Genomic DNA, 13,350 nt, shown 5'->3' with positions numbered 1-13,350 from the left:
CACCTGCAGGTCAGCGGGTGGATGTGGGCCGACCCGCGCGTCCTTCGGACCACGTCGCACCGCCACCGGTGAGGCCGTGTTGTCTACTGAACGCGCGGGTCGAGCCGATGCGCATCAGGGCACACGGGGAGAACAGTGAGATGGTGGCTCGCTCCCCCGCGGCGCTGAAGGCCGGAACACGTCAACGAACTTACCGGTCCTCACGGTGGTGTCAATCCGAACGGGCACCTGCGGGGCGGCGGACCGCCCCGCAGGCCCGGGAGGGCGCCGGAGGACTCAGTCGAACGTGTCGAACAGCACGACGCCGTCGCGCACGGTCTGCAGGCACGTCGGGTCGGGCGCACCGTCGGTCAGGTCGGGCAGCAGAGGCGTCCCGGAGCGCGCGTCGGTGCTCCACGAGGAGACCGTGGTGCCCGTGCCCTGCACCGCGAGGTGCTCGGCCCGCCACACCGCGAGGTGGGCCGGGGACCCGACGCGCAGCTGGCCCGCGCCCGTGTGGTCCAGGCCGGCGATCCGCCAGCCGCCGCGCGTGTGCGCCCGGAACGCCGCCCGGGCGGAGATGCGCTGGTCGGGGTCCGCGTGGGACATGGCCGCACGCACCGCCGACCACGGGTCCAGGGGCGTCACCGGGGAGTCCGACCCGAAGGCCAGGGGAACCCCGGCCCCCGCGAGGTCCGCGAACGGGGACAGGCCCCCGACACGGGTGGGCCCCAGCCGCGAGGCGTACATGCCGGCCGGGCCGCCCCATGCGGAGTCGAACACGGGCTGGATGCTCAGGGAGACCCCGAACAGCAGGAGCGTGGACAGCGCGTTGGTGTCGACGAACAGGGCGTGCTCGACGCGGTGCGCGGCCCGGCGGTGGGCCGCGGCCCCGTCGGCGTCGGCCGCGGCGCGCAGACCCACGAGGAAGGCGTCCATGGCGCGGTCGCCGATGACGTGGAAGCCGCCCTGGGTCCCGGCGGCGGCGACCGCGGACAGGTGGGCCGCGATCTGCTCGGCGCTCAGGTACTGGTTGCCTCGCCCGTCGGGGCCGGCCTCGCCCGGCGCCCCGGTCAGGTCCGCGTACCGGTGCCGCAGGGCCGCGGTGCGCGAGCCGAGCGACCCGTCGACGTTCAGGTCGCCCGCGATGCCCGCGAGCCCGGGCAGGTCCGCGAGCAGCGCACGGGCGTCGTCGGGCGTGGCGCACAGCTCCCCGCGGTAGGCGACCAGGTGCGGCAGGGCGCCCGCCGGGTCGGCGGTCAGCGCCATGAGCTCGCGCAGGCCCTCACGCGTGTCGATCGAGGGGGCGCTGTTCTCGTGCACCGACACGATCCCCCGGCGCGCCGCAGCGTCCAGGGCCGTGCGGTACATGGCCGTGCGACGCTCGGGGCTCAGGTCGCGCGCCGCGTCCCGGGCGCTGTGGTGCGCGTCCTCGGTGACCCAGCCGGTCTCGGTCCACCCGCGCTGCCCCTCGAGCCCGGCCCTGCGGGCCAGGGACGTCGAGACGACCGCGGAGTGCACGTCGACCCGCGCCGCGTAGACGAGCGCTCCCCCGCACGCCGCGTCGAGCTCCTCGCGGGTGGGAGCCCGGTGCTCGGGCCATTCCTGCTCGTCCCACCCGAACGCGAGCAGCACCTCGTCGGCGTGGGACGCCGGGCGCGCGGCCACCGCCGCGTGCAAGGCCTCGAGCGCGCCGGCCAGGGACGTGACGCCGGCGCTCGCGGACAGGTCCACCCCGGCCAGGGCCAGGCCCGTCTCCAGGACGTGGACGTGGGAGTCGACGAACCCGGGGGCCACGAGGGCCCCGTCGAGGTCGATGACGCGGTCGGCACGGGCGGCGAGCCCGGCGGCCGTGTCGTTCGCGCCGATCCAGGTGATCACCCCGCCGTCGACGAGCATCGCCTCGGCGAAGGGGTCGGTCGAGGAATGAATGACACCGTTGCGATACAGGGTGGAGGCCACGAAACGACACGATAGGCCACCGGACGCCCCTCGCGCCTCGTCCAGGGGCGCGAGGAGCCCTGCGTGACGCGAAGGTCACACGCTCGAGTAGGCCACGACCCCTCGCCGGACGGCCTCGATCGCGCGGATCGCGGTCTTGCGCAGGGCGGGCGTCGGGGCCGCCGCGGCGAGCTGGTCGAGGACGTCGATGATCTGCTTGCACCAGCGCACGAAGTCGCCCGCGGCGAGCTCGGACCCGCGCAGGACGGCGTCGAGGCTGCGGCCGTTGGCCCACCGGTGCACCGCAGCGACGAGACCCAGGTCGAGCGTGCCGCTCGCGTCGATGTGGTGCGCCTCCTCGAGGTCGTCGACCTCGGACCACACCACGACGGTGCCGTCGAGGGCGCGTGCGAGCTTGCCGTCAGGTCCGCCGGGGACGTAGGGCTCGCCCGGCTCCTCGCGGCGGGCCGAGAACACGAGGGTCGAGACGACGGCTGCGAGGCCGGCCGGGTCGAGCTCGTCCCAGACGCCACGGCGCAGGCACTCGGCCAGGAGCAGGTCGTTCTCCGCGTAGAGGCGGCGCAACCAGTTCCCTGCGTCGGTGACCTTGACCTCCGGGGCGGGGCGGCGACCGGTCCCGGTCCGGGAAGCCGACGCCGGGTCCTGGGCGGGAGCCTGCGCGCCGCCGGTGGCGTCACGGTCGAGCGGACCGCCCCCGGCCGGGTGCGTGTCGACCTCGAGGTACCCGAGCTGGGTGAGGATGTCGCAGATGCGGTCGAAGACCCGGGCGATCGAACCGGTGCGTCCCTCGACACGGCGTACCAGGGCGTCGTGCTCCTTCTTGAGCTTGGCCCACCGTTCGGCCCAGCGTGCGTGGTCCTCACGCTCGGGGCAGTCGTGGCACGGGTGCGCACGCAGGGCGGCGCGCAGCCGGGTGAGCTCCTTGTCGTCGGCTGCCGAGGACCGCACGCGCGGGCCGCCACCGCGTGCCGGGGCCCCGGGGACGTCGACGAACGCACCGAGCGCGTTGCGCAGCGACGACGCCAGGTCGCGCCGGGCTGCGGGCACGCGCGGGTTGAACGTCTTGGGGATGCGGACCTTGCCGACCGTGCGGATGCCCGAGGGGGCGTCGGCGACCGTGAGCTTCTTGACCTGCTTGTCCTCGGTCAGGACCGTGGGGCGCGGGCCGTCGAACCCGCCGTCCTTGCCGGGGTCGAGGACCACGACGTACCCCGCGCGGCGCCCCGAGGGCAGCTCGACGACGTCCCCGACGCGCAGGTTCTCGAAGTCCGCGACGACCTGGGCCCGGCGGGCGCGCTGCGCGGACTTCGACAGGTCCGCCTCGCGGGTCGCGATGGCGCGCCGGAGCCGGGCGTACTCGGAGAAGTCGCCGCGGTCGCACGTCATGGCCTGGGCGTAGCCCTCGAGGGCCTCGGCGTGGGCCTGGGCCTGCTTGGCCAGGCCCACCACCCCGCGGTCGGCCTGGAACTGGGCGAACGACGTCTCCAGGACGTCGCGGGCCCGCTCGCGTCCCACCTGTGCCACGAGGTTGACGGCCATGTTGTAGGTGGGCCTGAACGAGGACTTGAGCGGGTACAGGCGCTTGGACGCGAGGCCCGCGAGGGCCACGGGGTCCAGCCCTGGGTGGTCGACGACGACGGCGTGCCCCTCGACGTCGATGCCCCGGCGCCCGGCGCGCCCCGTGAGCTGGGTGTACTCCCCCGGCGTCATGTCCACGTGCGAGGTGCCGTCCCACTTGACGAGCTTCTCGAGCACGACCGACCGGGCGGGCATGTTGATCCCCAGGGCCAGGGTCTCGGTCGCGAACACGACCTTGACCAGGCCCTTGCTGAACAGGTCCTCGACGATCTCCTTGAAGATGGGCAGCATCCCGGCGTGGTGTGCGGCGATGCCGCGCGCGAGCGACTCGCTCCACGTCCAGTACCCCAGGACGTCGAGGTCCTCGGCGGGCAGCGTCGCGCTGCGCTCCTCGACGATCGCCCGGATCCGGGCCTCCTGGTCGGGCGTGGTCAGACGCAGGCCCGCGGCCAGGCACTGGGTCACCGCGGCCTCGCACCCCGCCCGGGAGAAGATGAAGAAGATCGCTGGCAGCAGGCCGTCGGCGTCGAGCGCGTCGACGACCGCGAAACGCGGCGGCGTCCGGCGTCCCGACCCCTCCCGGTTCCCGTGGCCGCCCGACCCGCCGGGACGCCCGCCCCGGCCGCGGTACCCGCGATCGCCGCGGCCACCGCCCCGTCCCGGGTACCCGCCGTCGCGCGCACCGCTGCGGAACGCGACCAGCAGGTCGGGGTTGATGGGCGGGTTGACCCCGGGGTCCGTCGGGTCCACGTGCCCCGCGTACAGGTCGATCAGGTCGGCGCCGGTCCCCGGGCGTACGGCCTCCCCCGGGGTGCGCCCCCCACGGTCGCGCGAGCCCACCAGGACGTGCTGCCACAGCGGGACCGGTCGGCGCTCGCTGACGATCACGGCGGTGTCGCCGCGGACCATCTCGAGCCAGTCGCCGAACTCCTCGGCGTTGGACACCGTCGCGGACAGGGACACGAGCTGGACGTCGTCCGAGAGGTGGATGATGACCTCTTCCCAGACGGGGCCGCGGAACCGGTCGGCGAGGTAGTGGACCTCGTCCATGACGACGAACGCGAGGCCGTCGAGGGCGCGCGAGCCCGCGTAGAGCATGTTGCGCAGGACCTCGGTCGTCATGACGACGATCGGGGCGTCGCCGTTGATCGACGTGTCGCCCGTCAGGAGCCCGACCTGGTCGGCGCCGTGGCGGCGCGCGAGGTCGGCGTACTTCTGGTTGGACAGGGCCTTGATGGGCGTGGTGTAGAACGCCTTGCGCCCACCGGCGAGGGCCAGGTGGACCGCGAACTCCCCCACGACGGTCTTGCCGGCGCCCGTGGGGGCGGCCACGAGCACGCCTCGTCCTTCTTCGAGTGCCTGGCAGGCGCGGACCTGGAAGTCGTCGAACGGGAAGCCGACGACCTCACGGAAGGCTGCGAGCTGGGTGCGGGAGGCTGCCTGGAGCGCGCGCGAGGCCGCGTAGCGCTCCGCGGGGCTCTGGGTCTCGTCGGTCCCGGCGGAGCGGGGTGCTGCGGTCATGGCTCCACCCTACGGTCCGCCGGTGACGTGCCGACGTCAGGCGCAGCCGGGGGACGTCGTCGTCCTGCGGCCGGCACCCGGCCAGCACCGCGGCACCCACGCCTCCGCTCCGGTGGGTCAGGGGTGGCGTGGTGCCGTCACGCGGTCGGGGTAGGCGCGGGGGTCGAGGACCGTGAGGGCGCCGGGGACGACGGTGACGCGCACGGGGAGCCGCGAGATCCGCTCCCCGTCCGCGAACGCGGGTGGGGGCGGTCCGCCGGCGTCGCTGGCCTCCAGGACGACCGAGCGGGCCTGGTGCACGTCGACGGCCGGGTGGTGCACGTGCTTGCCGCGGTACATGCCCGGGAAGACACGGGCAGCGCCCAGGCGGGTCAGCGGGCCCGCGGTCACGAGGTCGAGCAGGCCGTCGTCGATCGACGCCTCGGGGGCGATGAGGACGCCGCCGCCGATACGGGGCCCGTTGGCCACGGCGACCACGGTCCCGGGTGACTCCCACACGAAGGGGTGCGAGGCGTCGTCGGGCGGCGCGGTCCGGGCTGTCCCGGCCGGGTCGAGGGGCCCCGACGCCGCGGGTGCCGCGGGGAGGACGGCCGCGGCGTCCGGGGCGCCGACGAGCTCGGCCGTGATGCGGTACCCGTAGGGGCGGAAGCGCGCGAGCTCGCTCGCGACGGCGCGCACGTACTTGGCGCGGCCGCGCGGCCAGGTCAGGGCGTTGGCGCGCGCGTTGACCGCGGCGTCCAGGCCTGCGGACAGGACGCCGCAGAACCAGCGCTCGCGTCCGGGACGGGGGTCCAGCCGGTCGTCGAGGGGCTCTGCGCGGGCCGCGTCCACGAGGCGGGTGCCGCCCGTGCCGGCGGCGCGGGCACGCAGGGACTCGAGGAGCAGGGTGACGGCCGCGTCGACGTCGTGCACGGGCAGCTCGAGGGCCGAGGCGAAGTCGTTGCCCGTCCCGGCGGCTACCACCCCGAGCGGGATCGTGGTCCCGGCGACCGCGTTGACGCCGAGGTGGACCATGCCGTCCCCGCCCACGACGACGAGCGCGTCGAGCGGACCGCGGGTGCTGCTGCCGGCGACCGCGTCGCGGGCGTTCTCGAGCGCGAGGGGCGCGTTGGGGGCGCTGAGGTCCAGGACGTCGTGCCCGGCCTGGCGCAGGAGCTCGAGCGTGCGGGCGCCGTCGCCCCGGCCGCGCCCACGGTCGGCCGTCGGGTTGACGACGACACCGAGGCGGGCCGGGCGCGAAGGTGCCTCAGGCACCGGCGAGGGCTGCGGCGTCGCGCTTGTCGGTGCTGCGGTCGCGCAGGAAGGCGATCCCGACGGCCCCGAAGTACAGCAGGCAGATCGGCAGGGCCACGAGGATCATCGTGAGCGCGTCCGGGGTCGGGGTCATGACGGCGGCGAACACGAACGCGATGAGCACGGCCCAGCGCCACCCCGCGAACAGCGCCTTGGCCCGGACGAGTCCCGCGAAGTTCAGGGCGACCAGGACCACGGGCAGGACGAACGCCAGCCCGAACGCCAGGACCAGCCGCATCACGAAGCTCAGGTACCCCTGGGCGTCGGTGAGGTTGGTCGCGCCCTCCGGCACGAAGCCGGCCAGGATGTCGACCGCGTGCGGGAGGACCCACCACGCCAGGAACGCCCCGCCGAGGAACAGGGGCACCGATGCCCCCAGGAAGCCCATGGCGTAGCGGCGTTCCTTCGACGTGAGTCCCGGGGTGATGAACGCCCACAGCTGGTACAGCCACCACGGGCAGGACACGATGACCCCGAGAAACAAGGAGACCTTGATCTTCATGTCGAGCGCGGTCGCCATGCCCGAGAAGTTCAGGTTGATGACCTTGCCCTGCTCCGCGGCAGCCTTCTCGAGCGGGGCCTGCAACGCGTCCAGGAGCGGCTGGTACAGGAACCACCCCAGGATCGCTCCGGCGACCAGGCCGCACGAGACCAGGAAGAGTCGCTTGCGGATCTCGAGCAGGTGCTCGCGCAGCGGCATGCGCCCTTCGGACGTCTTGGTCGAGCTGGACACGGGTCAGGCCTTGGGGGCGTCGTCATCCTTGACGGCAGGCTCCGCGGGCTTGTCGTCGTCGCGCAGGTCCTTGACCTCGCTCTTGAAGATCTTGAGGGACTGGCCGACGCTGCGTGCCAGGTCAGGAAGTCGCTTCGCCCCGAACAGGAGCAGGACGACGACGACAAGAACGATGATGTGCCAGGGCTTCAGCATGCCCATGAGATGGCTCCTTGGAGTCGGACGCGAGTCTTGTTGTCGCAGATCCTACGCGTTGAATCGGCGCCAGCGGTCCCACGTCACTTTGTTGCGGGTCCTGCGCAGGACCCGGCGCTCGGCCCGCTCGGCGCGCAGGTGCTCCACGCGCTCGTGCAGCACCACCGGGTCGTCGAACAGGGTGGGCGCGGTGCTGGGCTGTGCGGCCGCCGCCGCGGCGGTCAGCTCGTCGGTGCGCCGGGCGAAGCGGTCCATGACCTGCGACGACTCCGACATCTGCCGCAGGAGCGCCTTGGCCTTGCGCCACAGGTCGCGGCCCAGGAAGAACGCGCCGACGAGCGTGCCGACGACCAGGACCGACCAGATGGTGAACCACATACCGACCAGCCTAGTTCGCGGAGGGCACGCCCGGGGCCGGGTCCGGCCCCTCGTCGACCGCACCACCGTCGACCGCACGCTCCCCGTACGCGGCCAGGGCGGCGCTCGCGGCCTGCGCGACGTCGTCGGCCACGGCCTGGGGCGTGACGGCCAGGACGTGGCGGGCGTGCTCGAGCAGGAGCCGGCGCAGCCACACGGGGTTGGTCACGCGCAACGACACCTCGAACGCGCCGTCGGGCAGGTTGCGGACCTTCTCCACGGGGACCTGCTCCGCGACCCAGCGGGCCGGGCTCGCGAACGTGATCGTGGCCAGGGGCGCGTCACCCGTGGGCGTGAAGTCGACCTCGGTCGGCAGGTCGTGCTCGGCCGTGGGGACGTCGAGCTCGGTCGCGGCCAGGAGCCGGTCGAGGCGGAACGTGCGCTGGCCCTGCGCGCGGTAGCACCACGCCAGGAGGTAGGACCAGGCGTCCTGGGTGTGCAGGGCAACGGGGTCGATCTCCCGCTCGGAGACGACGTCGGCGCTCGTCACGTACCGCACGCGCAACCGGTGCCGGTTCGCCAGGGCCGAGGACACGGTCGCCACGACCGCGGGGTCCCCGTCGGTGGGCAGGCGCACGTCCAGGGCTGCGGCGGCCTCGCCCGTCGCGCCCGTGAGCTTGTCCAGGACCGAGGCGACGACGTCGGAGCGTGCCCGGTCCGAGCGGACCGCGCCCGTCTCCCCCATGGCGCGCAGCGCCGCGATGAGCGCGACCGCCTCGCGCGTGCCCAGGCGCAGGGGCCGGGTCATGCCGCGAGCCTCGGTCAGGCGCACCACGCCGCGCTCGAGGGAGTCCGCGTCGAAGTCGATCAGGTCGTCGGGCCAGTACCCGGGGGTGCCGGACACCCACAGGGCGTCCACGTCCTCGACGATCTGGCGGGTCGTGACCCCGAACCGGGACGCGAGCTCCTCGACGGGCACGCCGCCCGCCCCGTCCAGATAGCTGACGATGCCCAGCAGGCGCACCAGCCGGTCGTCCGCGCGCTCAGCCACGCTGCTCCTCGGTCGTCGTCGTGCTCGTGCCGTCCCGGTCGAGGGACCGGTCGGTCGGGGAAGGGGTGAGACCCGTGGCCAGGTCCGCGGACCCCAGGCGCGCCGCGGCGCGCAACCGGCGCACGACGGCGTCGCGCAGCTCGGGCGGGCTCAGCACCACGACCGCGTCACCGTACCCCGCGATCTCGTCCGCGAACGTGTGCGCGTTCGTGTAGGGCACGTGCACGACGTCGCGCCCGTCCCGACGGGGCCCCGCCCCCTCGCCCGTGCCGTCGCCGTCGCTGCGCCCCCGCGCACGCAACGCCTCGGCCCGCTCCGGACCGATCGCCAGGCGTGCCTCGAGCTCGCGCCCCGCGCGCGCCCCCAGCAGGGCGTCGACGTCCACCCCCTCCGGGATGCTGAACGCCCCCGCCCGCCCCAGCAGACGCACCCGCCCCTCGATACGGCTCAGCCGGTACGCGCGCGGCGCCTGGCGCTCGCGGTCGAAGCCCAGCAGGTACCAGCCGCCCCGGCGCGCCGCGATGCGCCACGGCTCGACCGTGCGCGTGCGCACCTCGCCCGTGGACGCCGCCCGGTACGTGAACGACACCACGCGCAGCGCCTCGATCGCGTCGAGCAACGGCCCGTACGCGTCACCCACGGCCCGCACCCGGGGCGCCAGGCCCGCGACCGCGTCGTTCGCGATCTCCCCCGCCCCCGCCGCCCGCAGCTTCGTCAGGGCGCGCGAGATGTCCGTCCGCAGCGTCTTGTCCTGCCAGAACTGCGCGGCCAGCGACAGGACCCCGAACTCGGCCGGGGTCAGGTCCACCGCGGGCAGCGCGTACGCGTCCTGGTCGATCCGGTACCCCACGTCGTCGCTGTGGCCCCCGGCGTCGACCGTCACGATCGGGATCCCCAGGTCGCGCAAGGAGTCCTTGTCGCGCTCGAACATCCGCTCGAACGCCTCGGGCGAGGGCGCGTCGGCATACCCCGCCACGCTCGTGCGGATCTGCTGCTTCGTCATCGACACGCTCGTGTTCACGAGGGCGATCACGAGGTTCAGCAGCCTCGTCGCAGGGTTGACTGGTTGGCTCGTCTGATCAGGCATCGGCACCCACGCTAACGAACGGTAGCCTCACCCGTGTGATGACGTGGCGATCTGCAAGGGTGATGTCGCGCGGCCGAGGCTGGCAGGGCGCGCAAGAACTGACCGTCGAGCTCGACGAACCGCTGCCCGCGACCGCAGGACCGGGCGACCAGGAACGCCCCCGGACCGTGCGCGCGCTCGCGTACCCGCAGCTCGTGGGCGACCCCCAGGTCGGCGACCGCGTCCTCCTCAACGTCAGCGCCCTCGCCCGGGGGCTCGGCACCGGCGGGTACGCGCTCGTCGTCGCCCTGCCCGACACGCTCCCCACCGACCCGCCCGCAGGCCCCGGCCACCTCGTCAAGGCCCGCTACACCCCCCTGCAGGCCCTCGTCCTGGGCGTCGACGAGCAGGAGTCCCCCCACCACGACACGCTGCGCGACGCCGACGACCTAGGCGGCATGCCCGTCGTCGTCGCCGACCTGCACTCCGCGCTGCCCGCGATCGTCGCCGGCGCCCGCCTCGCCGCAGCCCAGGACGGACGCCCCGCCCCCCGCATCGCCTACGTCATGACCGACGGCGGCGCCCTGCCCGCAGCGTTCTCCCGCACCGTCTCCGGACTGCGCGACGCCGGCTGGATCCACACCTGCCTCACCGTCGGACAGGCCTACGGAGGCGACCACGAAGCCGTCACCGTCCACACCGGGCTCCTCGCCGCCCGCCACGTCACCGGCGCCGACCTCGCGATCGTCGCCCAAGGACCCGGCAACCTCGGCACCGGCACCCGTTGGGGCTTCTCCGGCGTCGCCGCCGGAGAAGCCCTCAACGCCGCCGCCACGCTCGGAGCCCTGCCCGTCGCCTCCCTGCGCATCTCCGGCGCCGACCCCCGCGACCGCCACCTCGGCATCTCCCACCACTCCCTGACCGCCTACGGCCGGGTGGCGCTCGCGGCCAGCGACGTCGTCGTGCCCCGCCCCACCCCCGAGATCGAAGCCCTCCCCGGGTGGGGGGCCGCACTCACCGCGCGCATCACCGAGCAGGCCACCCACCTCGCCGCCCCCCACGGGCGCCACCGCCTCGCCCACACCGAGACCGGCACCGCGCTCCTCGACGCGCTCCGCACCACCCCCGTCGGCCTCTCCACCATGGGCCGAGGACTCGACCAGGACCCCGCAGCCTTCCTCACCGCCGCAGCAGCCGGCCTCCACGCCGAGAGGAACCGGCCCGCATGAGCAACCGGACACGACTGGGGGGTGTCGTCGTCCTGATCGCACTCGTCCTCGTCGGCGCCGCCGCCGGGTCCCGCTGGAGCTACGACCGCCCCGCATGGTTCCTGCCCCCCGACGACTCGGCCGTCCCACCCCCCGAAGCCCCCGTCCCGATCGACGGCCCCACCTACGTCGAGACCCTGCCCCCAGGGCTCGACGGCCAGGCCGCCGGGATGCCCATCGGCGACTACACGACCTACCTCGCCGTCACCGTCGCCGCCGTCCTCGTCGTCTTCGCGATCCTCTACCTGCGCCGCCGCCGCACCGAGCCCGCCGCACCCGGCGAGACCCACCGCGACCACGTCGCCACAGGGGACACCGTGACCTCCGCCCCCACCCTCGAGGCCCAGCTCCCCGCCCTACGGCGCGGCGTCACCCACGCACGCCACCTCCTCGACACCGCCCGCAGCCCCCGCGACGCCGTCACCGCCGCCTGGATCGCCCTCGAGGACGCGACCGCCGACACCGGCCACCGCAGGCATCCCGCCCAGACCCCCACCGAGTTCACCACCACCGTCCTCGACGCCACCCCCGCCGACCCCGACGCCGTCACGACGCTCCTCGGCCTCTACCAGCGCGCCCGCTTCACGAACCACCCCCTCGCCGACCACGACGTCCAGACCGCGCGCGACTGCCTCGAACGGCTCGCCATCGCCTTCGCGCCACCAGGACCCGCCGCGAGCCCGACCCGGACCGGAACAGCTCCCCACGACACCGGACAGGCCACGACCCCATGAGCCGACGCCCCACCACCGGCAGACGCCTCCTCCTCGAAGCCGGGCTCGTCCTCACCGCCGGCACCGCCCTCGCCGTCGTCGGGCTCGACCCGCCCCACGCCCTCGTCCTCACCGCCGGCGCCCTCGTCCTCCTCGTCCTGTACCGACGCACACGACCCGGCGACGACCCCGAGCACCACGCCCTGCCCGACCGCAACCGCCACGGCGCCCGACGCGACCTCTCTGAGCTCACCTGGGCCATGCACGGCAACGACGGACGAGTCAGCGAACGCGCACACAAGCACGTCCTGGCGCTCGCGGCCAGGGCGCTGGCCGACCAGGGTGTCGACCTGCGCAGCACGGACCCCGCTCAGCAGCGCGCGGCCTCAGAGCTGCTCGGGCCGAAGGTCCACCAGCAGATGACGACCGACCTGCGCCCACCGACCATGCCGGTCCTGAGGTCCTGGGTCACAGCGGTCGAGGACGTGAGCGGCATCTCCGCGGGCCCAGGACGAGCGTCCGCCGCGCAGCGCCGCGAGACGGACGGCCGCGCGACCGACGGAACCACCACCGGCACGGACCACAGCACACGCACGACCACCACGACCACCACCGAGAGGCGAACCCGATGACGGACTCCCCTGCCCCCGCGCTCAGCGTGCCCGAGGTGGCCGCGCTCGGCCGCCGCATCCTCGACGAGGTCGGCACGGCCGTCGTCGGGATGCGGGACCCGCTCGAGCTCGCGCTCGCCACGATCCTCGCGGGCGGCCACGTGCTGTTCGAGGACGTGCCGGGGCTCGGCAAGACCCTCGCGGCCCGCAGCCTCGCCACGGCGCTCGGGCTCGACTTCGCCCGCCTCCAGTGCACACCCGACCTGCTGCCCGCGGACATCACGGGGTCCTCGGTCTACGACCCGGCCACGACCGACTTCGTGTTCCGCCCAGGACCGGTCTTCACGGGCCTCTTCCTGGCCGACGAGATCAACCGCACCGCGCCCAAGACCCAGTCCGCGCTGCTCGAGGCCATGGCCGAGCGCCAGGTCTCGATCGAGGGCAGCACGTACCCGCTGCAGCGCCCGTTCCACGTCCTGGCGACGTCCAACCCCGTCGAGTACGAGGGCACCTACCCGCTGCCCGAGGCGCAGCTCGACCGCTTCATGGTGCGCCTCGCGGTCGGGTACCCGGACCGGGACGAGGAGCGTGAGGTCCTGCGCCGCAGGCTCGACCGCCGTCAGGAGCAGGCCGAGGTCCGCCGGGTCGTCGACGCCGCCACGGTCCTCGCGATGCAGGCCGGGGTCGAGGCGACAGACGTCGACCCCGACGTGGTCACGTACTGCGTCGACCTCGTGGCCGCGACGCGCGCCGACTCCCAGCTCGAGGTCGGGGCCTCGCCCCGCGGGTCGCAGACCCTCGTCCTGCTCGCGCGGGCCGTCGCGGCCCTCGACGGCCGGGACTACGTGCTCCCCGAGGACGTCAAGCGCGTCGCGGTCCCCGTGCTCGCGCACCGGCTCACGCTGACTCCCACGGCGTGGGCGTCGAACGCCCAGCCGCAGACCATCGTCCGGGCCATCCTCGACCGCGTCCCGGGCCCCGCGACGGTCGCCAGCGCAGCGCGATGACGGCGCCTGCAGGGGG

Annotated in this window: 12 protein-coding genes; 4 read left to right on the top strand and 8 right to left on the bottom strand. The window is 74.3% G+C overall.

The window, feature by feature from the left end; translation table 11 throughout:
* Positions 1–276 precede the first annotated feature (276 nt).
* The 8 genes from H9641_RS07525 to H9641_RS07490 form a co-directional block, all read right to left on the bottom strand.
* Positions 277–1,941, bottom strand: a complete 1,665-nt coding sequence (locus H9641_RS07525; RefSeq protein ID WP_191802452.1) for an amidohydrolase — start codon at positions 1,939–1,941, stop codon at positions 277–279.
* A gap of 75 nt (positions 1,942–2,016) precedes the next feature.
* Positions 2,017–5,040: a DEAD/DEAH box helicase gene (locus H9641_RS07520; RefSeq protein ID WP_191802450.1), complete on the bottom strand. Its 3,024-nt coding sequence runs from the start codon at positions 5,038–5,040 to the stop codon at positions 2,017–2,019.
* A 117-nt stretch (positions 5,041–5,157) separates the two neighbouring features.
* Positions 5,158–6,294, bottom strand: coding sequence for a diacylglycerol/lipid kinase family protein (locus H9641_RS07515; RefSeq protein WP_191802448.1), 1,137 nt, complete (start codon positions 6,292–6,294; stop codon positions 5,158–5,160).
* Positions 6,287–7,033 (bottom strand): twin-arginine translocase subunit TatC, encoded by a 747-nt coding sequence (gene tatC / locus H9641_RS07510; RefSeq protein WP_191802601.1) that lies wholly within the window; start codon positions 7,031–7,033, stop codon positions 6,287–6,289. The genes H9641_RS07515 and tatC overlap by 8 nt, the downstream gene beginning before the upstream one ends.
* A gap of 36 nt (positions 7,034–7,069) precedes the next feature.
* Positions 7,070–7,267 carry a Sec-independent protein translocase subunit TatA gene (tatA, locus tag H9641_RS07505; RefSeq protein WP_036571710.1) on the bottom strand — a complete coding sequence of 66 codons (198 nt, stop codon included), beginning with the start codon at positions 7,265–7,267 and terminating at the stop codon, positions 7,070–7,072.
* 45 nt (positions 7,268–7,312) lie between these two features.
* On the bottom strand, positions 7,313–7,639 hold the full coding sequence (locus H9641_RS07500; protein WP_191802446.1) for a hypothetical protein: 327 nt from the start codon (positions 7,637–7,639) through the stop codon (positions 7,313–7,315).
* 10 nt (positions 7,640–7,649) lie between these two features.
* Entirely contained in the window at positions 7,650–8,669 is a 1,020-nt protein-coding gene (locus tag H9641_RS07495; RefSeq protein WP_191802444.1) for a helix-turn-helix transcriptional regulator, read from the bottom strand.
* Positions 8,662–9,756 (bottom strand): helix-turn-helix transcriptional regulator, encoded by a 1,095-nt coding sequence (locus H9641_RS07490; protein WP_191802442.1) that lies wholly within the window; start codon positions 9,754–9,756, stop codon positions 8,662–8,664. Before H9641_RS07490 ends, H9641_RS07495 begins: the two co-directional genes overlap by 8 nt.
* Before the next feature lie 35 nt (positions 9,757–9,791).
* Between H9641_RS07490 and H9641_RS07485 the strand changes: the two genes are divergently transcribed.
* From H9641_RS07485 to H9641_RS07470, 4 genes are read left to right on the top strand one after another with little or no spacing between them, the layout of a single operon-like run.
* A complete protein-coding gene (locus tag H9641_RS07485) occupies positions 9,792–10,964 on the top strand; it encodes a DUF3866 family protein (protein ID WP_191802440.1) in 1,173 nt (390 codons plus the stop codon).
* The gene (locus H9641_RS07480) at positions 10,961–11,737 is read left to right on the top strand and encodes a DUF4129 domain-containing protein (RefSeq protein ID WP_191802438.1); all 777 of its coding nucleotides are present in this window, start codon (positions 10,961–10,963) and stop codon (positions 11,735–11,737) included. Before H9641_RS07485 ends, H9641_RS07480 begins: the two co-directional genes overlap by 4 nt.
* Positions 11,734–12,348, top strand: a complete 615-nt coding sequence (locus tag H9641_RS07475; RefSeq protein WP_191802436.1) for a hypothetical protein — start codon at positions 11,734–11,736, stop codon at positions 12,346–12,348. The genes H9641_RS07480 and H9641_RS07475 overlap by 4 nt, the downstream gene beginning before the upstream one ends.
* Entirely contained in the window at positions 12,345–13,334 is a 990-nt protein-coding gene (locus H9641_RS07470; RefSeq protein ID WP_191802434.1) for an AAA family ATPase, read from the top strand. The genes H9641_RS07475 and H9641_RS07470 overlap by 4 nt, the downstream gene beginning before the upstream one ends.
* The last annotated feature ends 16 nt before the right edge of the window (positions 13,335–13,350 follow it).

This window comes from Oerskovia merdavium, assembly GCF_014836755.1.
Taxonomy (GTDB): Bacteria; Actinomycetota; Actinomycetes; order Actinomycetales; family Cellulomonadaceae; genus Oerskovia; species Oerskovia merdavium.
Note: the sequence above shows the minus strand (reverse complement) of the source record. Positions and strands in the feature narration are given on the sequence as shown.

Coding starts and splice junctions, on each gene's coding strand:
- H9641_RS07520 (WP_191802450.1), bottom strand. CDS start 5,040: ATGACCGCAGCACCCCGCTCCGCCGGGACCGACGAGACCCAGAGCCCC.
- tatC (WP_191802601.1), bottom strand. CDS start 7,033: ATGCCGCTGCGCGAGCACCTGCTCGAGATCCGCAAGCGACTCTTCCTG.
- tatA (WP_036571710.1), bottom strand. CDS start 7,267: ATGGGCATGCTGAAGCCCTGGCACATCATCGTTCTTGTCGTCGTCGTC.
- H9641_RS07500 (WP_191802446.1), bottom strand. CDS start 7,639: ATGTGGTTCACCATCTGGTCGGTCCTGGTCGTCGGCACGCTCGTCGGC.
- H9641_RS07490 (WP_191802442.1), bottom strand. CDS start 9,756: ATGCCTGATCAGACGAGCCAACCAGTCAACCCTGCGACGAGGCTGCTG.
- H9641_RS07480 (WP_191802438.1), top strand. CDS start 10,961: ATGAGCAACCGGACACGACTGGGGGGTGTCGTCGTCCTGATCGCACTC.
- H9641_RS07475 (WP_191802436.1), top strand. CDS start 11,734: ATGAGCCGACGCCCCACCACCGGCAGACGCCTCCTCCTCGAAGCCGGG.
- H9641_RS07470 (WP_191802434.1), top strand. CDS start 12,345: ATGACGGACTCCCCTGCCCCCGCGCTCAGCGTGCCCGAGGTGGCCGCG.